This is a genomic window from Calidifontibacillus erzurumensis, from assembly GCF_013303125.1.
GTDB classification, from domain to species: domain Bacteria; phylum Bacillota; class Bacilli; order Bacillales; family Bacillaceae_J; genus Calidifontibacillus; species Calidifontibacillus erzurumensis.
This window is the reverse complement of record NZ_JABTTE010000008.1, coordinates 44,638-65,542: the sequence shown is the minus strand read 5'-3', so window position 1 is coordinate 65,542 and position 20,905 is coordinate 44,638. Positions and strand designations below refer to the sequence as shown.

Sequence of the window (20,905 nt, the reverse complement as noted above, 5' to 3'; positions counted from 1 at the left end):
AAAATGTATTTAGTTGTGGAGAAACTATCAAAACAGTTTGGTGGAATACTTGCAGTGCAGAATGTAGATTTTACCATTGAAAAAGGAAAAATTAACGCTATTATTGGTCCAAATGGTGCAGGAAAATCTACTTTCTTTAATTTAATCAGCGGAGTGTATAAGCCCACTTCTGGCCGGATCCTATTTAAAGGGAAGGATATTACGAGACTGCCTGCTAATAAAATTGCTGAGTTAGGAGTGGCACGTACGTTCCAAACAACCCATTTATTTGAAAACTCGTCAGTATTTGAAAATGTAGTAGTTGGGCATAGGCTTCGGACAAAATCTAATCTTTTTGATGCGATCTTTCGTACCAAACGGGAAATCATGGAAGAGGAACAAGCAAAGGAAAAAGCACTGGAAGTTCTTCAATTTGTTGGTCTTACCAGGCTCGCGGATAGGAAAGTTGCGAATATCTCCCAGGAAGAGAAAAAGCGGGTTGCGTTTGCACTTGCACTAGCCACCGAACCGGAAATTGTGTTCCTTGATGAACCAACAGCAGGGATAAATCCTGATGAAACAGAAGGATTGTCTGAATTAATTATAAAGATGGCTAGACAAGGAATCACCATTTGTCTGATTGAACACAAAATAAAAATGATCATGAGCCTGGCGGATAAGATTATGGTTTTAAATTATGGGGAAAAAATCGCTGAAGGGACACCAGAAGAAATCAACCGGAATGAGAAAGTCATAAAAGCCTACTTAGGAGGGAGTGCCAGTGCTTGAGCTAAGGAATGTAACGGTGAAATATGGACATTATGCTGCAGTAAACCAAGTAAATATTCAAGTATTTAAAGGTGAGATTGCCGTCTTATTAGGGTCAAATGGTGCTGGAAAAAGTACATTATTTCGCACGATTAGTGGATTAATGAAACCTGCTAGAGGTGAAATTATTTTTGAAGGAGAGCAGATTAGTGGAAAATCTCCTGAAAGGGTTGTAGAGGACGGAATTGTCCAATGTGCAGAGGATCGTAAATTGTTTCCACAAATGTCTGTTCAGGAGAACTTGATGATGGGAGCTTATATACACCGGAAAAATAAAAAAATAATTAAGGAATCATTGGAAGAAGTCTACAATTTATTTCCTATTTTATACTCGAAACGGAATGAAGCGGCTGGATCACTCAGTGGGGGACAACAGCAAATGGTGGCAATCGGCAGAGCCCTAATGGCAAAACCGAAATTAATGTTACTTGACGAACCCTCCATAGGTCTAGCGCCATTAATTGTTGAGAAGATGTTCGAAAGTATTCAGCAGATCAATCGAGAAGGTATGACCATTTTATTAGCTGAACAAAACGCCTATGCAGCACTCAACATCGCAGATAAAGGCTATGTGTTTGAAAATGGAAATATTGTTGTTCAAGGTACTTCTAAAGAGTTGTTCTCTAATGAAGAGGTCCGGAAAGCATATATCGGTGCTTAGAAGAGTAAACAGTTTTATCAAATAATATCTGAATATTCGTAATTTTAATATTTTATTGAATGGGGGGTATGTCTATGAAGATTCAAAAATTAGGGGTATTATTTTGTCTTTTAGCAGGTATTCTATTAACCTTAACAGCTTGTTTGGACAGTACATCACAACCATCGACATCAGAAGGGAAAACTGAAACGGAAAATAGTGCTGATTTGGGAGAAAATGTTGTTAATATTGGATTTAGTGGGCCTTTAAGCGGTTCAGCAGCTTATTATGGGGAAAAAATTTTAAATGGTATGGAGCTAGCCATTGAAGAAATCAATCAGGAAGGTTTCGAGGTAAATGGGAAAACATATAAATTAAATCTAGTTGCGCTAGATGATAAATATTTGCCTAATGAAACGGCAGCGAATGCCAAACGATTAGTAGAGCAATATCATACACCAATTATTTTTACTCCACATAGCGGAGGAGTCTATGCTCTACAGGTTTTTAATGAACAAGATAAATTTTTGATTGGTGCCTATACGAGTGAACCTTCTGTCACAGAAAAAGGAAATTCGTTGACAATACGTATTCCTCCAAGTTATCACGGGTATTTAGAACCTTTCACAACATATGCAATGGAGAAATTTGGGACTAAGCTTGCTGCTATACCACCAGTAACTCAATATGGGCAGGATTGGGCAAAAGCTTTAATTCCATTCTGGGAAGAAAAAGGTGGAGAAGTAGTCTATGAATCTTCTGTTGATTTTGCTAAAGATACAGACTTTTTTACAATTTTAACAAATGCTTTGAAAAAGAACCCTGATGTCTTATTCATTGGCGGACCTTCGGAACCAACAGCCAAAGTAGCAAAACAGGCAAGGGAATTAGGATTTAAAGGCGGATTTATCGTTATGGATCAGGCTAAGTTAGATGAAATGCAACGATTGACAGGTTCCTATGAATTCCTAGAAGGATCTATTGGTACGATGCCAATCATCTATGCAGACTATCCAGGTGTAGCTGAATTCGTGGATAAATATCGTAAAAAATACGGCAAAGATCCAGGTTCAGAGTCTGGTTATCATTATTTGACGATGTATGTTCTCGTAGAAGCAATGAAAGCGGCTGAAAATGTTGAAGATGCGGAAGCCATCCGCAAGCATATTCAAGACGGATTAGACGCTATTCCAGAAGAGAAAAAGGTATATGTGATTCCACGCGTCGATGAAAACGGTGCTTTTAAAACAAATGTTCGCGTTGGTGCGGTTGAGAATGGAGAAATAATAGGGATTAAGGTGAACTAATATGTAGATCGATTAATAAGAAATCGGTTCTTCTATTTCCGATTTCTTATTTTTCATTTGGCAGCGTATTTAAAGTTTCAAATAATGGGTTCTAATAACAAAACAAGGAGGTTAGAAATGTGTGAAAGTACCTGAAATAGATATATACGTGAGGTATTGTGAGACAGATGCGTCAGGTCATGTCAGTAATATTTCTTATTTTATTTATTTGGAGGAGGCAAGAACAAAGTTTTTCAATGAAATTGGTTTTTCCAAGGAAAAACGAGGAGACATCAGTTTTGTGGTAGCTTCTGCCAAATGTGATTTTATCGCTCAAGCCTATAGTTTTCAGACATTAACTGTTACTACCCGGGTTTCCCGGATCGGTACTAAAAGTTTTACATTGGAGCACACAATAAAAGAGGCTAAAACTAGAAAAATAATTGCTTCAGGAAGTGTTGTAATCGTTTGTTTTAACTTTCAAACCCAGCGGGCAGAAAATATTCCTCCTTCATTACGAGCAGCACTTGAAAAGGTTATGGTAAACAGCTAAAGTGCTGTCATTACTGTTCTTCGGTTTGTAAGTGTTGTTCGAATTTTCTATTTCAATTTTTTATGATGGAAAATGCAATTTGAAAACTAGAATGCCTCCCAATTGTTAAACATGTTCTAACAATTGGAGGGGCATTTTTTATGGCTAAAAGCAGCTTTTGAAAAATCCTATACATTTTAAATAGCACAGTTTAAAATAGGTGTATTAAACTTATGCTGAAAATGGTGTCTCTTTCGAAGTTGCAGTGATCTTTTTTCGAAGTTGCAGTGATCTTTTGTTATTATCCTTTTTTCCAATTATGCTAGGCATGTGTACAGGTAGGCTGCTTGGACCTTGCTAAAGAAATAAATTGTTGATTGTGATATAATAATAAGTTGTCTATTTTTTATTAAAACCGCTTAATCATAAAGGAGTGAAGATATAAATGGGTGAAAATTATTATTTGCCACGGTCCGGTCCGATGCCGAGGCCAAAAAGTGTTGATGAAGCTCGTGAAGTTTTAAAAAATGAAGCTTTCCCAGCCCCAAATGTTCAAGAAATTACATTTAAGGCGTTGGAGTTTACAGCCGTTTGTCCAAAAACAGGACAACCTGATTTCGGCCGTGTTGAAATTACTTATATTCCTAATGAAAAGTGCATTGAATCGAAATCACTGAAATTTTATTTATGGTCTTACCGTGACCACGGTGCTTATTGCGAATCATTAGCTGCCAATATTGCTGATGATATTGTTTATGCAATTAATCCAAAACGGGTTTCTGTGACAGTTTATCAAACAGCTCGCGGCGGTATTGAATTGCAAGCGAATGCGATCCGCGAAAGTTAAACGATTTTCTATATTGGATTTTCAAAAAAATAATAGGGGCGTTCCAATGAAACGCCCCTTCGTTATTTCTATTCAAATTGCTTCATTAAGTTAGCCATTTCAATTGCGCTAATAGCAGCATCCCAACCTTTATTGCCTGCTTTCGTTCCTGCGCGTTCGATGGCTTGTTCAATTGTTTCGGTTGTAACTACACCGAAAATGACAGGAATGCCTGTTGTCATGCTAGCTTGGGCAATTCCTTTTGCCGCTTCATTGCAAACATAATCATAATGGGTTGTTGCACCGCGGATAACTGTCCCTAGAGCGATCACAGCATCATAATTGCCGCTGTCCGCCATCCTTTTTGCAACAAGTGGAAGCTCAAATGCTCCTGGCACCCATGCAACGTCAATGTTTTCTTCGTCTACACCATGTCTGTAGAGGGCATCTTGAGCACCGCTGAGCAATTTTCCTGTAATAAATTCGTTAAAACGGGAAACAACAATCCCGATTTTAAGTCCAGTTCCTACTAAACGTCCTTCAAATATTTTTCCCATATATAATCCTCCTACATCGTGAACAATTTTTAAAGATTTAACATATGTCCCAGTTTTTCATATTTTGTTTTTAAATAGTTGGCATTTTCTTTTTTAGCCGGCATCTGTATTGGTACACGCTCAACGATCGTAAGCTCGTACCCTTCTAAACCAGCAATTTTACGCGGATTATTTGTGAGAAGCCGCATTTTTTTAACACCTAAATCTTTTAATATTTGTGCGCCGATACCGTAGTCGCGAAGGTCTGGGGCAAAGCCAAGTTTTTCGTTGGCTTCAACAGTATCATAGCCTTCTTCTTGCAATTTATAGGCACGCAATTTGTTTAATAGACCGATGCCGCGTCCTTCTTGGCGCATGTACAAAAGAATACCTTTTCCTTCTTTTTCAATTTGAGCTAAAGCAGCATGGAGCTGTGGACCACAATCGCAGCGGCAAGAACCGAATACATCACCTGTTAAGCATTCCGAATGAACGCGGACGAGTACAGGTTCATCGCCGTTAATTTCTCCTTTCACAAGAGCGATATGCTCTTTTGAGTCAATAATATTGGAATAGCCAACGGCTTTAAATTCACCAAATTCAGTTGGCAGTTTAACTTCAATTTCACGTGTTACTAACTTTTCATTTCGGTTCCGATATTGGATTAAATCTTTAATGGTGATCATTTTTAAATTAAATTCATCAGCAATTTTTCGCAAATCAGGCACTCGTGCCATTGTTCCGTCTTCTTTAATAATTTCGCATATGACACCTGCAGGAACTTCTCCGCAAAGTTTGGCCAAATCGACAGCTGCTTCGGTATGTCCGGCTCTACGCAAGACTCCTCCTTCTTTAGCGATTAGTGGAAAAATATGGCCTGGTCGTTTAAAGTCAGCTGCTTTAGACTCTGGATTAATAATTTCCTGGACTGTTTTTGCTCTCTCATAAGCGCTAATACCTGTTGTTGATGTTTTGTGGTCAACGCTGATTGTAAAAGCTGTTCCGTGTGGATCTGTATTGTGATTAACCATAGGTACTAAATCAAGGTTTTGAGCAATTTCTTCTGTAATAGGCATGCAAACGAGACCGCGTCCATGGGTAATCATAAAGTTAATAACATCCGGTGTTGTTTTTGAAGCTAATGCTACAAAATCTCCTTCATTTTCCCTGTCTTCATCATCACAGACGATAACGATGTTACCTTGTTTTAGTTCATGAAGGGCTTCTTCGATTGTGTCGAACATATATATCCGCCTCCAAATATTATTTAAATCCGTTTTCTTCTAAAAAGGCTTCCGTAATGGATTGTTTTCCGCGAGTGTTTTCTTTCATGTTTGTTATAAATTTTTCTATATATTTTCCTAAAATATCGCACTCAATATTAACGATATCTCCTGGTCCTTTCTCGCCAAGAATTGTTTCCGATAATGTGTGTGGGATGAGCGAAATTGTAAAGGATGTCTCGCTTAATCCGAAAATGGTTAAACTTGTGCCGTCAACGGTTACGGAACCTTTTAAAAGCATGTAATGCAATAAATCTTTGCTTACTTCGATTTCATAATACACGGCATTAGCAACTGGCTTTTTTTTCACGATTTTGCCAACGCCATCGACGTGGCCGGTAACAAAGTGTCCTCCAAACCGTCCGTTTGCTGCCATTGCCCGTTCGAGATTGACTTTCGATCCGACTTTTAAGTCGCGTAAAGATGTCGCTTTCACTGTTTCTGGCATTACATCAACCGAAAACGATTCTTTGTCAAAAGTAGTAACGGTTAAACAAACACCGTTAACGGCAATACTGTCTCCGATATGGACATCTTCCAATATTTTTGATGCGTGGATGGACATTTGAATGGCATCTTTTCCTTTGTTGATCGATTGAATCGTTCCTTTTTCTTCAACAATTCCAGTAAACATTTGTACCCATTCCTCCTATTGGGTGCTCTTTCTTTTTGCAACAATTTTAAGATCCGGGCCGATTTTTTCGACCGACTTTATTTCCAGCTCCAACGCTTCGCTTAATTTTTCGATGCCTTCGCCACCGAACGAGGTTGGGGCGCTTTCGCCACCTATAATTTTTGGAGCGATATATGTGATAACTTGCTGAACAGCTTTTGCTTTTATAAAGCTGCCGTTGACTTGAGCACCGCCTTCCACGAATAAAGAAGTAATTCCTTTTTCTGCAAGAATTTTGAGTAAAGTAGGAATATCGATCTTTTCCGTTGGCATTTGAATAATTTCCACTTGTTTTTCTTCCATTGCTGCCACTTTTTCTCGTTCTGCATTGCACCCGACAACAATCCAAGTTGGGGCGGCTTTGTCATTGACTACATTTGCAGAAAGCGGTGTTCTTAAAGATGTATCAAGAATGATCCGGATTGGATTTTTCCCGCCCTGCGGCAATCTTGTTGTAAGCTCTGGGTCATCTTTCAAAATAGTATTTACACCAACTAATATGGCGTCATGCTGATGCCGATAAGTATGTGCATCCAACCTTGCTTCTTGGCTCGTAATCCATTTGCTTTCCAAAGTCGCGGTGGCGATTTTTCCATCAAGGCTTGTTGCTGTCTTTATTGTTACATAAGGCAATCCGGTCGACATATAATGAAAGAATACTTCGTTTAGCTCGTCCGCTTCTTTTTGTAAAAGGCCAACTTCTACATCAATTCCAGCTTCCTTCAGTTTGGCAATCCCTTTTCCTGCGACAAGCGGATTCGGGTCGGTCGACGCAATGACCACCCGCTTCACACCACTTTTAATCAAAAGGTCGGCACATGGTGGTGTTTTTCCAAAATGACTGCAAGGCTCAAGAGTTACATAAACGGTTGCCCCTTTGGCTTTTTCCCCAGCCATGTTGATTGCATGGACTTCAGCATGGGCCTGACCAGCCTTTAGGTGAGCACCGATGCCAACAATTTGATTGTCTTTCACAACGACGGCTCCGACAAGAGGGTTGGGACTTGTTTGACCTTTCGTGTTTGCTGCTAGTTCAATGGCTAGTTTCATGTACTTTTCGTCTGTCATTTCCATCACCCATTTCATGTTGTATCGCCCTGTTGTAAGAGCTTTTCGGGGAAAAGGAGATGAATTTGATAAATAAAAAAACCCCGTTTGCCTACGGGGTTTTTATTATCAAATATATAATGAAAGAATTGAAGTCTGACAAATAAAATGTAAAGTCAAGAGAAAACTTATTGGTGTATGAAGAGCCTAAAACTTATCTGATTACAAGAGTTTGCTCATATACATACGAGTAGTGTCTGAAACAATCGTCTATTTGGTGTAATTTTCCATTACAAAACAATAGACGATTTGAGCATAGAACGATGCTCATCTTTTGTCAGCTCATTTTTCTTCTCCCATCCAGACTTTCACTGTCGGCGCTGGATTCTCACCAGCTCCTGCCATAAAGGCTCGCGGGCTTATTAGATTACCTACATCACCGCCGATTGGGACTTCCACCCGACCCCGAAGAAAAATAAAAAATATTTAATTTCTTTTACTATATATTAATTTTCCCTAAGTTGACAAGTAATTTTATTCAAAGTGGAGTTCTCTGGCCTCTAATAGCATTTTTTCGATGGAAACTGACCTTTTTTTCAAAAATTTTTCTCCTAGGAAAAATTACTGTTCTTTATTGTCTAAATAATACGATGAAATAGGGGTGTTCAGCCCATTGTTTTGTATGAATAATTAGTATAGTACGAAGTCATAAGAGAAGGGAGTAATTCCATTGTCGATTCAAACACTTGTCTGGGATGAAAATATATCATTAAAAAATATTGACAAGTTTAAGCGTTGCATTGATCAAATACTTTTGTCAAAAAAGACCGGACTTATTTTAGATCTTGAAAAAGTTGCTTATATGAACGAATTGGCTTTAGGAATTATCGCAAATGCAGTTAAAGAAGCAATGAAGATGAAAAAGGAAATCGTTATTATAAATAATCAAAAAACTTTAAAGACTATTTTTGAAATTGTCAGCTTCTATTCTTTAGTAAAAGTGTTTTCAAATAGACAACAAGCGTTGCATTACTTTCAAAAAAATATTTTTCGTCCTTCGAAAAAGAAAGTAGCAAATGGATAAATTTAAAAGAATTGAATTTTAAAAGGTATGTATATTTTGTGAAACTATTGAAGTAGAGCAGGTTTTTCTGTTCTGCTTCTAAAAAAATATACATAATAGCAAGTAAATAATAAACTCGGTCGGGAGAGTTGATCAATGAAAATCCAAGACGGGAAGCGATACTTGCTAGTAAAAGATGAAGATGATATTTTACGGGCAATGGACATTACAACGGAAGTGGCTCAAGAGATTGGTTTTCCGGATAATGGTGTTTTGTTTTTAAAATTAGTGACAGAAGAAGCTTGTACAAATGCTTATGAATATTGCAGCCATTCTGGCCAAGCTGGATTTTTGATTAAGTGGGATCCGCATATTCGAGAATCATTAACAATTTTTATTAAACATAAAGGAAAAAAATATAAGATTACGAAGGAAAATAAAGTGAATTTCGGACAAAGAGGCAGAGGTTTACAATTGATTACTAGTTTAATGGATTATGTTGAAGTGAATGAAATGGGCGGATACATTGAGACGGTTATGCAAAAAGATGTAAGCCCACCATTGTAGCGGGAAGGGAGGAGCTTTCATGTTAAAAACAGTTGATCAACAAGTAGACGTCTTAACGTGGGTTGATGATATAACGATAAAAAATTTAGCTCATTTTCGGGTGGCAGTGGCAGAATTGCTCAGCTCCAATTATTCTAAATTGCTCTTGAATTTACAAGGCGTCCAATATCTCAATAGCGGAGCGCTTGGCGTGATCGCTGATGGAGTCCTTACGGCTTTGAGAAATAAGAAGGAATTAGTGATTGTCACAACCGAACAATCTGTGCAAGAAATATTCCATATTGTAAAGTTTGGTTCTATTATGAAAATATTTGATTCAAAAGAAGCGGGCTTACAATATTATCAGTGTGATGTACATGTCTAATCTCCCCCACAGTTTAGAACAGCAATTACAACTAGCAGCTAATGTATTTACATATTCGATCGAAGGCATTTTTGTAACAGATTTAAATGGATGTATCCAAATAGTTAACCGGTCATTTGAAAAGATTACAGGTTATTCAGCCCAAGAAGCAGTTGGGCAAAATCCTAGAATTTTAAAATCAGGAAAACATCCACTCTCGTTCTATCAAGCAATATGGAAATCACTTGAGCAAAAGGGAGAGTGGCAAGGCGAATTTATTAACCGTCGAAAAAATGGAGAGCTTTATTACCAAAGGACGACGATTGCCACCATTAAAGATGCATACGGTGTACCAACGAGTTATTGCGCTATTTTCAGTGATGTTACGAAAATGAAAGAGGCAGAACGGAAGCTCGCAGCTGACTTGGCATTGGCTAGGCAATTGCAAAAAAGTGTTTTAAGTAAACCTATTCAAAACGAACTAGTTCATATTGATGGCGTCTATATTCCTTCCGCTGAATTGGCGGGGGATATGTATGCTTGGTACGAAATTAATGAACATCAATATGGTGTGATTTTATTTGATATGGTTGGCCATGGTGTGGCATCCTCATTAGTCAGCATGTCGATCCGCTCTTTGCTTCGCGGCATTATTACGACTATGAAAAAGCCTAAACCTGTATTCACTGAATTAAATGAACATATGCGTTTGTTGTATCGGAATAATGGCACAGATCATTCTTATTTTTTTACAGCTATTTATCTTTTCATCGATGTTAAAGAAAGAGTGATTGAATACGCATCGGCCGGCCATCCTCCAAGTTTTTTTATTCAAAAAGATGGACAAGTCCGCTATTTAGATGTAGGGTGCCCACCTGTTGGTTTACTGCCGGACCTTAACATAGAAACAGAAGTTATTCCGTTCCAAGGAAGAACACAACTTTTTCTATATACGGATGGGATTATGGATTCGTTAGGCAAAAATACAAGGGAAAATATAGAGAGGCTTGAAAATCTCGTAAAAAGTTTAAGAGAGAAAGATAGTACACAATTATTGGAATCGGTATTGAGACATGTTTCAAATGGAGAGCATCTATTTGACGATGATGTGACAATGGTCGCAATTACGATGAATGGATAATTAGGGCTGTCCCTAAGGAAAACACTTGGGTCAGTCCTTTTTCATTGAATTTTTGACAGAACGTTTGAAAAAAATTTATCATATAGAAAGTGAAATGAAAAATGGAAGGTAGTGGTTCTATGAAAAAAATATTTTTTTATACGATTCTAATTTTAATAATTGCCATCATGAGTGCATGTGGCGCTAGTGACCAAGATCGGAACCAAAATGCGGAAAATGAAACGGTTGAAAAGAATGGGAACCAGACTGATGAAAGTGATGAGGAAATACAGAATGAAATTTCAACATTGCCTCAGTTCGACCCAGTATCTGAAGGACAGCCGGTTGTGACAGTAAAAACATCAATGGGTGATATTGTTATTAAACTATTCCCGGAACAGGCTCCAAAAGCGGTTGAAAACTTTTTAACGCATAGCCAAAACGGATATTATAATGGACTAACTTTCCACCGGGTCATGAATGATTTTATGATTCAAGGCGGGGACCCAAATGGTGACGGAACTGGTGGAGAAAGCATTTGGGGAGAGCCGTTTGAAGATGAGTTTTCACCGGAATTGGCCCATTTCCGTGGGGCATTATCAATGGCAAACAGTGGTCCTGATACGAACGGAAGCCAATTTTTTATCGTGCAAGCAAAAACTGTAGATGAAGAATTAATAGAGCAAATGAAACAACTTAATTTCCCGGAAATTATTATTAATAAATATAAAGAAGTTGGCGGAACCCCTTGGCTTGACAATCGACATACTGTTTTTGGACAAGTGATCAAAGGAATGGATGTTGTTGACAAAATTGCCGCTGTAGAAGTAAACTCTACAACAAATGCACCAATAGAACCAGTTATTATTAATCAGATCATTGTCAATGAGAAATAAATTGGTAGAAAAAAGATGGGCTATGTCTATTGATAGCCCATCTAGCAAATCATATAATGTTCACATACATATCTAAATATTGTCGCAAATCTGTAAGAAAACAGGTACGTCCTCTTTAAAAGATTTGCGTAAAATAATAATAAAGGATGCACGATCTAAAAAATGTAAAGGTGGTATCGATGGAAGGGTCAAAATTGTTAAATGATAAAATAAGAGAGACCATAAATAACTGGGACCCTTTAGGACTTGGACCAGGGGCATATGATGTTGAAGCAATTGATATTATTCAAGCTGTCCATGAAATAGATGATTGCAAATATCTAGCGAAAAGGATTCAGTTTATTTATGAGTTTTCTTTCGAACAATCAATTCCTTTGGGTGAGTGTCAGAAAATTGCGAAAAAGATGTTGTTGTTAAAAGAAACGTGTCCATATGTCATTTAAAAAGAACGTTCCTTCCTAATAGAGGGGCGTTCTTTTTGCTTTTATTCGATAATTATTCATATATTTTTTTCTGTTTTTTCACAATTAACATCTATGATAAAAATAGCATAAGTCGAGGCAGGTGGACGATTCTTGGTGAGAAAATTCTTTTTTTTCTTATTTGCAATCATAAATTTATATTTTTTTTCCAATGATGTAGCAAGTGCTGAAAAAATAACTGTAGATCCTCATTCTAATCTTCAATCGATCATTGATAATGCTGAAGAAGGGGATGTAGTTGTCGTAAAAAAAGGACATTATCATGGCAATTTGGTTATTGATAAGCCGGTTGAATTAATCGGTGAACAAGGAGCGGTTATTGTTGGTGAAGGAACAGGGAATGTCATTGAAATAGCAGCTCCTAATGTTACAATTTCTAATTTCATCATAAAAAACAGTGGGAAAAAGGATGATAACAGCGGGATTTTTATTCGTTCATCTAATAATGTAATAAAAAATAATACATTAAAAAACGTTCACTTTGGCATTTATATTCAAAAAGGGCATCATAACGAAATAGTTGATAATAGTATAACAGGTTACAATGGTCATTTTTCGCAAAAAGGAAACGGTATTCATTTATTTTATGCTGAAGGAACAAAATTAATTGGCAATAAAATTAACAGCGTCCAAGATGGCGTTTATTTCGATTTTGCCATTGATACATTATTACAAAAAAACTATGTGGAAGGTTCTAGATACGCCTATCACGTCATGTATGCCAAAAATGGGGTTATCAATGAAAATATTGCAATGAAAAATATTACAGGCCTCATGATTATGGGTGCGAAAGATTTTGAGGTGCAGAATAATGTCGTTACTGAAAACTTAGATTTTCGCGGGCACGGCATCCTTATTTTTGATTCAGATCGAATTCAAGTTTTAAACAATTATGTTACTTTCAACAATACCGGTATAAGTATGCAAGATGCACGCTCTTGTACGATTGAAGGGAATGTTTTTGCCGGGAACTATATTGGATTGGATTTAAAAAATAAAAATGAAGGAAACACAATGATTAAAAATAATTTTGTCGGAAATATTATGCAAACAAAAATATTTACGAAAGTGGAACCGATGGATGCGGATGGTCAAGGAAATTATTGGGATGACTATACAGGGATTGATTTTGATGGAGACGGCATCGGCGAAATTCCGTATGAGTCTGGAAAGTTATTTGACAAGTTAGTAGAAAAAAATCCAATGTTGCAATTCTTTTTTGAAAGTCCAGCGATAAAACTTTGGGCTTCCATTGAAAAGATTTTTCCTGCTTTTTCAGGAGATAAAGGTATGGACCGTTTTCCATATGTTCATCCTGTAAAACATATCGGAGAAAACGACTTGGATGTTCAATTAGAGGGAAAGGTTTGGGCGCTATTTGCAGGATTGATCATGATTAGTATTGGATCAGTAATTTTTTACCGCGGGAGGGCTTTAAAATGAAAAATCGTATAAGAAGTTTTCTAATAATGGGAAGTTTAATCACTCTATTATTTTTAGCAACTGCCTGTGGCAATGAGCAAAGTTATGAGCCGCGTGACGTAAATCCGGATATAGATGCTTGTGAAGTATGTAATATGTCGGTTGCTCATGTTGATTTTGCTACTCAAATTATTGAAAAAGATGGAACGGTGCATATGTATGATGATATTGGTTGTATGGTGAAGTATTTAAATAGTGAAGGAAAAAATATAGATATTGCGGCAACGTATGTGAGAGACTATGAAACTTTGGAATGGGTTGAGTATGAAAAAGCTTACTATGCTTACCATCCAGAATTTTGGACACCGATGGCATATGGAGTAGTATCTTTTGCTGAAAAAGAAAGAGCGGAAGCATTTGTCGCAAATGAAGGCAAAGGCGAAGTACTGGAGTTTGAAGGGCTTCAAAAACTTGATTGGACGATGCATAACCACTAATTGATTCGGGTTGTCCTTGATGTGTAGGAACGGGGATTTTTTTGGTGGATCGGCGTTTGAGAATAGAGTTTTTTAAAGGATGTGCAATTTGATGAAAATGTTATTAATAGCGAAGCATGAACTGAAAATCATTTCAAGGAGTAAATGGGTTTTAAGCTTCACGATCCTTTATACTGCGCTTGCAATTACAATTGTTTTATTTGGCGGCAGTGCTGAAGAAGCTGGATTTAACGGGTTTAATCGGATGGCGGCTAGCCTATTAAATCTATCGTTATTTCTAGTGCCGCTTTTGACATTATTAATTGGCAGTACATCGCTTGCTGGAGATAAAGAAGACGGCAGTTTGTCACTCATTACAACGTACCCAATACATGCTTGGGAAATCATCCTAGGAAAATTTGCCGGGCTTTTTGTTTCATTATTTGCAATCATTACATTTGGTTATGGTACAGCTGGACTCATTCTATTTTTCAGCAAAGCGAATGTTTCTCTTCAATTTTTCCTAATATTTTATGGATTTACGATGCTTTTAATGGTTATGTTTCTAGGTTTATCGATGCTCATTGGAAGTATCTCTACGACGCGTTTTCAAGCATTAGGGTTCAGTTTAATTTTATGGGCAGTATCTGTTTTGTTTTATGAATTTATCGTGATTGGACTTGCAATGGTTATTAATAAACAAGCGATATTAGGGATGTTTACAGCATCAATTTTAATGAATCCAGTCGAATTAATCCGCGTTTGGACAATTATTTCTATGGATAGCGGCTCTATTTTTGGACCACATTTATATGATTTAACAATTTGGAGCGAGGGAATGATTGGTCAACTTGTTTTTGCATTGACTGCACTTGTATGGGTTGCTCTTCCTCTCATATTTACAAATCAATTGCTTAAACGGGGGCTACGTCATGGAACGTAAAGTGATGGTAGAAGTGAATAATGTAAGTAAAATCTATAATGATACAAATCGGATTGAACATATTAGTTTTGAAATTTATGAAGGAGAGTGCTTTGCCCTTTGCGGCGGCAATGGCGCTGGTAAAAGTACGGTTATACAAATGATTATCGGCAATATTAAACCTACTTCAGGAATGATCAAGATTAATGGGAAAACGTTGAATGAAAATAAAGAGCTCTATAAATCTTTGTTTTCCTATATGCCTGATGCGATGGCTTTTCCAAAAGTGCTTACAGGTTATGAAGTTTTAAGTTTTTTTGCAGATTTGTCAAATGTTCCAAAGGAAAGAGTAGAGATGCTGCTTGACCGCGTCGGACTTTTGAATGATAAAGATAAAAAAGTGCGCGAGTATTCAAAAGGGATGCAGCAGCGATTAGCTTTGGCGCAATGTTTGCTTCCTGAGGCACCAGTCATCATTTTAGATGAGCCTACAAACGGTTTGGATCCGTACTGGGTGCGGGAATTTAAAAACATCATTAAACAAGAAATAGAAAAAGGAACGACCGTTTTATTTTCATCTCATATTTTAGCGGATGTACAAGAGTTAGCTGACCGCGTTGCTTTTATGAACAAAGGCAAGCTCCTTGTGACGGATACAATAGAGGCATTGACAAAAGCTGGTCATGCTAATGTAACGTTAGAAGATGTGTTCTTTAGACTTGTAAAAGCGGAGAAGGAAATAGAAATAGGAGCTTAAATCTAATATGAAAAAATGTTTTGGCTAGCAAAAATCCTTCATTGTTTTTGGCAATGAAGGATTTTTTTAGAGTTTTTTATGTTTGGAAAACAAACGTTAGATGATGTTGCTAGATCATATGAAATGGTTCGTTCATAAAGGAACGAAAAAAACAGAGAATAGAGAAAACAGTGAGTTCTCTTATTCGCTGTTTTTCTAATTTCTTAAAATTATTTGACGGTTTTCTGCCGATTTCAGGAGATTGTAGGGCTTCCCAAAAGGAAAGCCCTACCCGTTCAACTTTTTGTTTTTTTTCATTGGATTGTTGTATTGAAAAGCCCCAGTTTCTGCTTGGTTTTTCCCAATCCCCGATTATCCTGCCGTCCTAAATTACGAAGGTCATCATTCAAGAAAAATGTTTTATTTTATTTGTACTAACCTATGGCTTAATTACTGATTCATATTTCCGTGCATTTCGTTATTCATTTCATTTTTCGTATCTTTCATTTCACTATTGTTTTGGTTCGCTGCTTTTTCTTGGGCTTCTTTCATTTTTGCTAATTTTGCTTTACGGCGTTCTAAAGCTATTTTATCGACTTCCTTCATTGTAGTAATTACAGGAGATAACATTGGGTTTTGTGTTGCAAAATTGTTAGCAGCTTCTTCTGTGCCAAATAATGCAAATCCCATTTTCATTGGTGTTTCAATGCTTGCCCTTACAGGAATCGCTTGTTCCACAGGAATCCATTCAAGCGTATCATAATCGCGCACCCATGCGCCTTGTGGTTTCTCTTCAAGAATTCGGATTTGGTTCAATAAACAACCAAGATCATCGGTATAAAGATGCTGGCCGTCTGCTGTTACGACTTGTCCAGTAAATTTACCCATTTCATGATTTTTTAGATAAACTTCCATATTGCACATTGAACAGGTTGTACCTTCTTCAGGTTCTGCAGGGTGAGCATGGTTATGTTCATTTTCTGTTGCGTTCGATTCATGAGCTGTTTCGTCCTCCGGTTGTTGAACATCTACCTGTTCGACGTTTGCATCTTGCGCTGTATCTCGTTGACTTTCAGTTGTGCCCGTACCGCAGCCTGCCATAATTCCTACCATGAAAATAAGTGCTAATAAAAATGTGAAAAATTTGTTCATAAATGATAAATACCTCCATAAGTGCGATATAGTAGTATTTGAACATTTATAGTGTAATAGCCCTTTTTGATGAAATTGTGAGAAAACTTTATAATTATAGAAAAGTTTTGTTAAAGTTTTTAATAAATATATTTCATCTTTTTATCACATGTTGTTGTTATATTTTTAAGAAAGCATTGATATTGGAGGTTTTCTTTATGATAAAGGGAAAAAGGCTTCCCATTTTTATCATTCTCCTTTTCGGATTGACAAGCTGCCAAATAGAAAAATATGAACCAATTGATTCAAAAGCATCCCATATAATCGCTGTCAATTTGCTTGAGAAAAGCCTGTCTTTCTTTGATGAAAAAACTAGAAAAGAAGTGGCAAAATGGGAAATGCCATTTACATTTACAGGAGCAGAGCTATTGCCTGATCAAAAGACCCTTCTTTTATATGGTAAGCATTTAAAAAATATTTATTTGTACGATTTAACAACGGGCCGCAAGGTGGATCAATGGAAAATAGGAAAAGGAATTGCAAAAATCAAAACATCAAACGATCAGTCCAAACTCTATTTAGCTAATCAAGAAAAAAATACGATTGAAGTCAGAACGCTTGAAGGAGAAAAATTAAAGGAAATCAAGGTTGGTCATAGTCCTTTGACGATTCTGGAAAATGACAAGCGAAATGAACTATATATAATGAACTTCCATGATCCATACATGACGGTTATTGATTTAAATAATCTTGAAAAAATAAAAGAATTGCCTGCCAAAACAGCAGCTGTTGGTGCCGTCGTCATTGAATCATTAGATGAATTATGGACGGGAGGGCATGGAAGTCATCAAGCAGAAAATGAAGTGACTGTGTATTCATTAGAAACAGGAAATATAAAGCAACTCATACCGGCACCGATTATGCCTGTTGATTTAGAACAATTAGGAAATTATATTTATGTCATCAGCCACGGTTCGAATGAACTTCGGAAAATTGACATCATGACGAAAGAAGTCGTTCAAACGATTGAAATTGGTGCTAATCCATTTGAAATTTCTATCATCAATAATCTTCTTTATATTGCCAGCTATGATAGTAATGAGATTATCATTAACGACCCCGTGACTCTGGAGGTTATCGAAACGCTAAAAGCTGGAAAAGGACCTTTTCAAATTTTATATAAAAATGGTGGTGTGAAACATGGATAAAGGAAAAGGAATCGTGCTTATTGTTGATGATGAAGCAGATATGAGACAGCTCGTACGCATGTATTTAGAAAAAGAAGGCTTTCTATGCCTGGAAGCAGAAGACGGAGAAGAAGCGCTTAATCTCGTAAAAGCACATACAATCGATCTTATTATTTTAGATGTGATGATGCCAAAAGTGGATGGATTAACGTTCTGTATGAAAGTAAGAGAGCAATCATCAGTTCCGATTATCTTTTTAACAGCAAGAGGCGATGAATGGGATCGTGTCTACGGTTTAAAACTTGGTGCAGACGACTATATCGTCAAGCCATTTAGCCCTAACGAATTGGTGGCAAGGGTGGATGCTGTTTTGCGCAGAGCGAATCCAGCTGTACGCAATAAAGAGGACCATATATCTTATGGGCCGATTGAAATTAATTTGAAAGGGCGCCAAGCTTTTTTAAATGGGGAATTGTTAAATTTAACGTTAAAAGAATATGAGATTTTGTTATTTTTCTGCCGTCATCATGGTCAAGCCTTAAGCCGGGAACAATTATTGGAAAATGTATGGGGTTTTGATTATGTAGGCGGTGTCCGGACGGTTGACACCCATATTAAAACATTGCGTTTAAAATTAAAAGAATATGGCAACTTGATTCAAACGGTTTGGGGCATTGGCTATAAATTCGAGGTTCCACAATGAAAAAGCATTCGTTTTCTTTAGCACAAAAACTTTGGATTCTCGTAAGTATCGTGATGGTCGTCGTTTTATCTGTTTCTTATGGAATGACGCAATATCTATATAAAAAAATTTATGTAGAAGATGTGGAGGAATCGCTCATTCAAGAAGGATTGCGCCTTGCCGATGAGTATAAAGGCGGTGAGCTGACGAATGAGCTTAAAGAAAAAGTTAGCTGGTACAACGAAATATCAGAATCCGAAGTTATTTTAGTGAACGATCCGAAAGAGTTGAGCGCCTGCCTTCCTTTTGAAGTGACCCATGAATCGTTAATTGGGGCAAAAGAACGGGAACAATTGATTAATGGGGAAATCATTACGAAAATCGGCTATGAGAAACAGTTTGATAGAAATATTATGGGGGTAATTGTACCTCTTTTAGATGAAAAAAGATTAAAAGGAATTTTATATCTTTATATTCCACTCGCCTCTGTTCAAGAAGTATTTAAGGAAGCAAATTTAATCATTACTTTCGTAAGCTTAGCGGTTGGAGCTTCTGCCATCCTTTTTGGTCAAAGAATTGTAAAAAAATTAACGACTCCATTAAATGAGATGGAACGTGTTGCTTATCAAATGTCAAAAGGAAATTTCAGCGAAAAAGTCAATGTTCAATCGAATGATGAAATTGGCCGTCTCGGTGTTGCGTTTAATCAAATGTCGGAAGCGTTAAAAGAGGAAGATGAACGAAGAAAAGAATTTCTAGGAAATGTTTCTCATGAATTGCGAACCCCAATTAGTTATATAAAAGGGTACAGCGAAGCGATATTAGATGGAACAGTTTCAAATCAAGAAGATGCAGAAAAGTATTTGCGCCTCATTCATCGTGAAGCAGGCCGAATGCAGCGTCTAGTTCGTGACTTACTAGATTTGGCTCAGCTCGAAGGAAAATCACTTCCAATGGATTTACAACCGTTGGCACTCGCACAATTGATAGAAGAAGCATTGGCCAAATTTGAACCATTTTTACAAGAAAAAAAGCTATCATTCAAAAAAAATCTTGATCCCGACATTATTATCATGGGAGATCAAGACCGTATCGAACAAGTGATTCAAAATATTGTAGAAAACGCCATTCGATATTCACCTGAACATGGTGAAATATCCGTTTCTTTAATAAAATCCAAAGGGGATACTTGTACGATTGCAATTCAAGATAAAGGAATAGGCATACCGAAAAAAGATTTGCATCGCATCGGTGAGCGATTTTTCAGAATCGATAAAGCCCGTACCCGCCAACATGGGGGAACAGGTTTGGGAATCGCCATTGTTCAAAAAATTGTTCAGCTTCATAAAGGCGATTTTTCGATTGAAAGTGAAGAAGGAAAAGGAACAACTGTTTATATTAAATTGCCGGTAGTTAAATAAAGAAGATATTTTAAATAAAAAAATATAAAATGTGTGATAAAATTCATTTTTCATAATTTTCAATGATAGTATCCTAAAAGCACCGAATAGTTTGATAAGGAGCTGGTGCTAGTGGATGAACGAAAAGAAAAACGGTTCAGTCAGCCGCTTTATCAATTGAAAAATACACATGAATTGCTGCTAGGTCAAATAGGAAAAATTTCACAATTGGTTAGTGAACTCCAACAAACTTCTTTAGGTCAAGAGGTGGATGAAAAATGGTACCGTTTGTATAAACTTGCTGTTTTGTTTTTGGCACAATTAAAAATTCAATTATTTAAAGAGGAAGAGTTTCTTTTTCCGTTAATGGAACAATACTGTAATGATGATGACAATATTTTATTGGTGATGGATTATGAGCATAAGACGGTCCATCAAAAAGTCTCCCAGTTTATTGAAACATTTGAAAAACGGAAAAAACCATTGAATCCGATAGAAGCTTATTCGCTCTTATCTTGTTTGGAGTTAGCTCATACTACCATTGTGGACCATATCCAAAAAGAAGAGAAACTATTGTTTCCTGTTATTGAAAAATATTTAGTTGAAAATGAAAAGGTTCAATTGACCGAGAAATTGGCAGTTTTTGAATAAAGATCTTTTGGCTTGCCTTTATTATTGAAATAATGGCAGGCTTTTTTCTATGAAAATGTTGACGGAGATTATTTTCATTCTGGGTTTGTGGTCGAAAGATCATGGTAGGTTTCTGTTTAAATACGATGGTGGGAAATTATTTTCATTCGGAGTTGTGGCCGAAAGACCATGAATGTTTTTATAGAACCTACAATGGT

General features: G+C 36.9%; 24 protein-coding genes and 1 riboswitch. Of the genes, 19 read left to right on the top strand and 5 right to left on the bottom strand.

What is annotated here, in order from left to right; translation table 11 throughout:
* Nucleotides 1–3 precede the first annotated feature (3 nt).
* The 5 genes from HR057_RS07825 to queF all read left to right on the top strand — a co-directional run bounded on the left by HR057_RS07825 (nt 4) and on the right by queF (nt 4,112).
* Nucleotides 4–768, top strand: coding sequence for an ABC transporter ATP-binding protein (locus HR057_RS07825; RefSeq protein WP_173730882.1), 765 nt, complete (start codon nt 4–6; stop codon nt 766–768).
* Nucleotides 761–1,468 (top strand): ABC transporter ATP-binding protein, encoded by a 708-nt coding sequence (locus tag HR057_RS07820; protein ID WP_173730881.1) that lies wholly within the window; start codon nt 761–763, stop codon nt 1,466–1,468. Before HR057_RS07825 ends, HR057_RS07820 begins: the two co-directional genes overlap by 8 nt.
* Nucleotides 1,469–1,542: 74 nt before the next feature.
* Entirely contained in the window at nt 1,543–2,754 is a 1,212-nt protein-coding gene (locus HR057_RS07815; protein ID WP_173730880.1) for an ABC transporter substrate-binding protein, read from the top strand.
* 121 nt (nt 2,755–2,875) lie between these two features.
* Nucleotides 2,876–3,286, top strand: coding sequence for an acyl-CoA thioesterase (locus HR057_RS07810; RefSeq protein ID WP_173730879.1), 411 nt, complete (start codon nt 2,876–2,878; stop codon nt 3,284–3,286).
* A gap of 424 nt (nt 3,287–3,710) precedes the next feature.
* Nucleotides 3,711–4,112: a preQ(1) synthase gene (gene queF, locus HR057_RS07805; RefSeq protein WP_173730878.1), complete on the top strand. Its 402-nt coding sequence runs from the start codon at nt 3,711–3,713 to the stop codon at nt 4,110–4,112.
* A 68-nt stretch (nt 4,113–4,180) separates the two neighbouring features.
* On the opposite strand, the gene ribH is transcribed toward queF, so the two are convergent.
* Genes ribH through ribD form a run of 4 tightly spaced genes read right to left on the bottom strand, consistent with a single transcriptional unit; the run spans nt 4,181 to nt 7,651 of the window.
* A complete protein-coding gene (gene ribH / locus HR057_RS07800; protein WP_173730877.1) occupies nt 4,181–4,648 on the bottom strand; it encodes a 6,7-dimethyl-8-ribityllumazine synthase in 468 nt (155 codons plus the stop codon).
* Nucleotides 4,649–4,677: 29 nt separating this feature from the next.
* Nucleotides 4,678–5,871: a bifunctional 3,4-dihydroxy-2-butanone-4-phosphate synthase/GTP cyclohydrolase II gene (locus HR057_RS07795; protein ID WP_173730876.1), complete on the bottom strand. Its 1,194-nt coding sequence runs from the start codon at nt 5,869–5,871 to the stop codon at nt 4,678–4,680.
* Between the two features lie 19 nt (nt 5,872–5,890).
* Nucleotides 5,891–6,544: a riboflavin synthase gene (gene ribE, locus HR057_RS07790; RefSeq protein WP_173730875.1), complete on the bottom strand. Its 654-nt coding sequence runs from the start codon at nt 6,542–6,544 to the stop codon at nt 5,891–5,893.
* A gap of 15 nt (nt 6,545–6,559) precedes the next feature.
* Entirely contained in the window at nt 6,560–7,651 is a 1,092-nt protein-coding gene (gene ribD / locus HR057_RS07785) for a bifunctional diaminohydroxyphosphoribosylaminopyrimidine deaminase/5-amino-6-(5-phosphoribosylamino)uracil reductase RibD (RefSeq protein ID WP_173730947.1), read from the bottom strand.
* 323 nt (nt 7,652–7,974) lie between these two features.
* Nucleotides 7,975–8,107: riboswitch (FMN riboswitch) on the bottom strand.
* 253 nt (nt 8,108–8,360) lie between these two features.
* Here ribD and HR057_RS07780 point away from each other — a divergent pair.
* The 10 genes from HR057_RS07780 (at nt 8,361) to HR057_RS07735 (ending at nt 15,678) form a co-directional block, all read left to right on the top strand.
* On the top strand, nt 8,361–8,714 hold the full coding sequence (locus tag HR057_RS07780) for an STAS domain-containing protein (protein ID WP_196237888.1): 354 nt from the start codon (nt 8,361–8,363) through the stop codon (nt 8,712–8,714).
* 135 nt (nt 8,715–8,849) lie between these two features.
* Nucleotides 8,850–9,260 (top strand): ATP-binding protein, encoded by a 411-nt coding sequence (locus tag HR057_RS07775; RefSeq protein WP_173730874.1) that lies wholly within the window; start codon nt 8,850–8,852, stop codon nt 9,258–9,260.
* A gap of 19 nt (nt 9,261–9,279) precedes the next feature.
* Entirely contained in the window at nt 9,280–9,624 is a 345-nt protein-coding gene (locus tag HR057_RS07770) for an STAS domain-containing protein (protein WP_173730873.1), read from the top strand.
* Complete coding sequence (locus HR057_RS07765) at nt 9,617–10,744, top strand: SpoIIE family protein phosphatase (RefSeq protein WP_173730872.1); 1,128 nt, start codon at nt 9,617–9,619, stop codon at nt 10,742–10,744. Before HR057_RS07770 ends, HR057_RS07765 begins: the two co-directional genes overlap by 8 nt.
* Before the next feature lie 119 nt (nt 10,745–10,863).
* A complete protein-coding gene (locus HR057_RS07760) occupies nt 10,864–11,619 on the top strand; it encodes a peptidylprolyl isomerase (RefSeq protein WP_173730871.1) in 756 nt (251 codons plus the stop codon).
* Nucleotides 11,620–11,798: 179 nt separating this feature from the next.
* On the top strand, nt 11,799–12,062 hold the full coding sequence (locus HR057_RS07755) for a DUF1871 family protein (protein ID WP_173730870.1): 264 nt from the start codon (nt 11,799–11,801) through the stop codon (nt 12,060–12,062).
* A 135-nt stretch (nt 12,063–12,197) separates the two neighbouring features.
* Entirely contained in the window at nt 12,198–13,544 is a 1,347-nt protein-coding gene (gene nosD / locus HR057_RS07750; RefSeq protein WP_173730869.1) for a nitrous oxide reductase family maturation protein NosD, read from the top strand.
* Nucleotides 13,541–14,020 (top strand): nitrous oxide reductase accessory protein NosL, encoded by a 480-nt coding sequence (locus tag HR057_RS07745; RefSeq protein WP_230474389.1) that lies wholly within the window; start codon nt 13,541–13,543, stop codon nt 14,018–14,020. Before nosD ends, HR057_RS07745 begins: the two co-directional genes overlap by 4 nt.
* Nucleotides 14,021–14,111: 91 nt before the next feature.
* The gene (locus tag HR057_RS07740) at nt 14,112–14,942 is read left to right on the top strand and encodes an ABC transporter permease (RefSeq protein WP_173730868.1); all 831 of its coding nucleotides are present in this window, start codon (nt 14,112–14,114) and stop codon (nt 14,940–14,942) included.
* Complete coding sequence (locus HR057_RS07735; protein ID WP_230474388.1) at nt 14,932–15,678, top strand: ABC transporter ATP-binding protein; 747 nt, start codon at nt 14,932–14,934, stop codon at nt 15,676–15,678. Before HR057_RS07740 ends, HR057_RS07735 begins: the two co-directional genes overlap by 11 nt.
* A gap of 429 nt (nt 15,679–16,107) precedes the next feature.
* On the opposite strand, the gene HR057_RS07730 is transcribed toward HR057_RS07735, so the two are convergent.
* A complete protein-coding gene (locus HR057_RS07730; RefSeq protein WP_230474387.1) occupies nt 16,108–16,809 on the bottom strand; it encodes a nitrous oxide reductase accessory protein NosL in 702 nt (233 codons plus the stop codon).
* Nucleotides 16,810–17,006: 197 nt separating this feature from the next.
* Here HR057_RS07730 and HR057_RS07725 point away from each other — a divergent pair, with 197 nt between their 5' ends.
* The 4 genes from HR057_RS07725 (at nt 17,007) to HR057_RS07710 (ending at nt 20,708) form a co-directional block, all read left to right on the top strand.
* Complete coding sequence (locus tag HR057_RS07725) at nt 17,007–17,996, top strand: YncE family protein (RefSeq protein ID WP_173730867.1); 990 nt, start codon at nt 17,007–17,009, stop codon at nt 17,994–17,996.
* On the top strand, nt 17,989–18,678 hold the full coding sequence (locus HR057_RS07720) for a response regulator transcription factor (RefSeq protein WP_173730866.1): 690 nt from the start codon (nt 17,989–17,991) through the stop codon (nt 18,676–18,678). The genes HR057_RS07725 and HR057_RS07720 overlap by 8 nt, the downstream gene beginning before the upstream one ends.
* Nucleotides 18,675–20,078 (top strand): sensor histidine kinase, encoded by a 1,404-nt coding sequence (locus tag HR057_RS07715; RefSeq protein ID WP_173730865.1) that lies wholly within the window; start codon nt 18,675–18,677, stop codon nt 20,076–20,078. Before HR057_RS07720 ends, HR057_RS07715 begins: the two co-directional genes overlap by 4 nt.
* 111 nt (nt 20,079–20,189) lie before the next feature.
* Complete coding sequence (locus HR057_RS07710) at nt 20,190–20,708, top strand: hemerythrin domain-containing protein (RefSeq protein ID WP_173730864.1); 519 nt, start codon at nt 20,190–20,192, stop codon at nt 20,706–20,708.
* Nucleotides 20,709–20,905: the final 197 nt, after the last annotated feature.

Bases quoted from the DNA above. Each gene is read 5' to 3' on its own strand.
- HR057_RS07825 (WP_173730882.1), top strand. From the start codon at position 4: ATGTATTTAGTTGTGGAGAAACTATCAAAACAGTTTGGTGGAATACTT.
- HR057_RS07815 (WP_173730880.1), top strand. From the start codon at position 1,543: ATGAAGATTCAAAAATTAGGGGTATTATTTTGTCTTTTAGCAGGTATT.
- queF (WP_173730878.1), top strand. From the start codon at position 3,711: ATGGGTGAAAATTATTATTTGCCACGGTCCGGTCCGATGCCGAGGCCA.
- ribH (WP_173730877.1), bottom strand. From the start codon at position 4,648: ATGGGAAAAATATTTGAAGGACGTTTAGTAGGAACTGGACTTAAAATC.
- HR057_RS07795 (WP_173730876.1), bottom strand. From the start codon at position 5,871: ATGTTCGACACAATCGAAGAAGCCCTTCATGAACTAAAACAAGGTAAC.
- ribE (WP_173730875.1), bottom strand. From the start codon at position 6,544: ATGTTTACTGGAATTGTTGAAGAAAAAGGAACGATTCAATCGATCAAC.
- ribD (WP_173730947.1), bottom strand. From the start codon at position 7,651: ATGACAGACGAAAAGTACATGAAACTAGCCATTGAACTAGCAGCAAAC.
- HR057_RS07775 (WP_173730874.1), top strand. From the start codon at position 8,850: ATGAAAATCCAAGACGGGAAGCGATACTTGCTAGTAAAAGATGAAGAT.
- HR057_RS07770 (WP_173730873.1), top strand. From the start codon at position 9,280: ATGTTAAAAACAGTTGATCAACAAGTAGACGTCTTAACGTGGGTTGAT.
- HR057_RS07765 (WP_173730872.1), top strand. From the start codon at position 9,617: ATGTCTAATCTCCCCCACAGTTTAGAACAGCAATTACAACTAGCAGCT.
- HR057_RS07760 (WP_173730871.1), top strand. From the start codon at position 10,864: ATGAAAAAAATATTTTTTTATACGATTCTAATTTTAATAATTGCCATC.
- HR057_RS07755 (WP_173730870.1), top strand. From the start codon at position 11,799: ATGGAAGGGTCAAAATTGTTAAATGATAAAATAAGAGAGACCATAAAT.
- HR057_RS07745 (WP_230474389.1), top strand. From the start codon at position 13,541: ATGAAAAATCGTATAAGAAGTTTTCTAATAATGGGAAGTTTAATCACT.
- HR057_RS07740 (WP_173730868.1), top strand. From the start codon at position 14,112: ATGAAAATGTTATTAATAGCGAAGCATGAACTGAAAATCATTTCAAGG.
- HR057_RS07735 (WP_230474388.1), top strand. From the start codon at position 14,932: ATGGAACGTAAAGTGATGGTAGAAGTGAATAATGTAAGTAAAATCTAT.
- HR057_RS07730 (WP_230474387.1), bottom strand. From the start codon at position 16,809: ATGAACAAATTTTTCACATTTTTATTAGCACTTATTTTCATGGTAGGA.
- HR057_RS07725 (WP_173730867.1), top strand. From the start codon at position 17,007: ATGATAAAGGGAAAAAGGCTTCCCATTTTTATCATTCTCCTTTTCGGA.
- HR057_RS07720 (WP_173730866.1), top strand. From the start codon at position 17,989: ATGGATAAAGGAAAAGGAATCGTGCTTATTGTTGATGATGAAGCAGAT.
- HR057_RS07715 (WP_173730865.1), top strand. From the start codon at position 18,675: ATGAAAAAGCATTCGTTTTCTTTAGCACAAAAACTTTGGATTCTCGTA.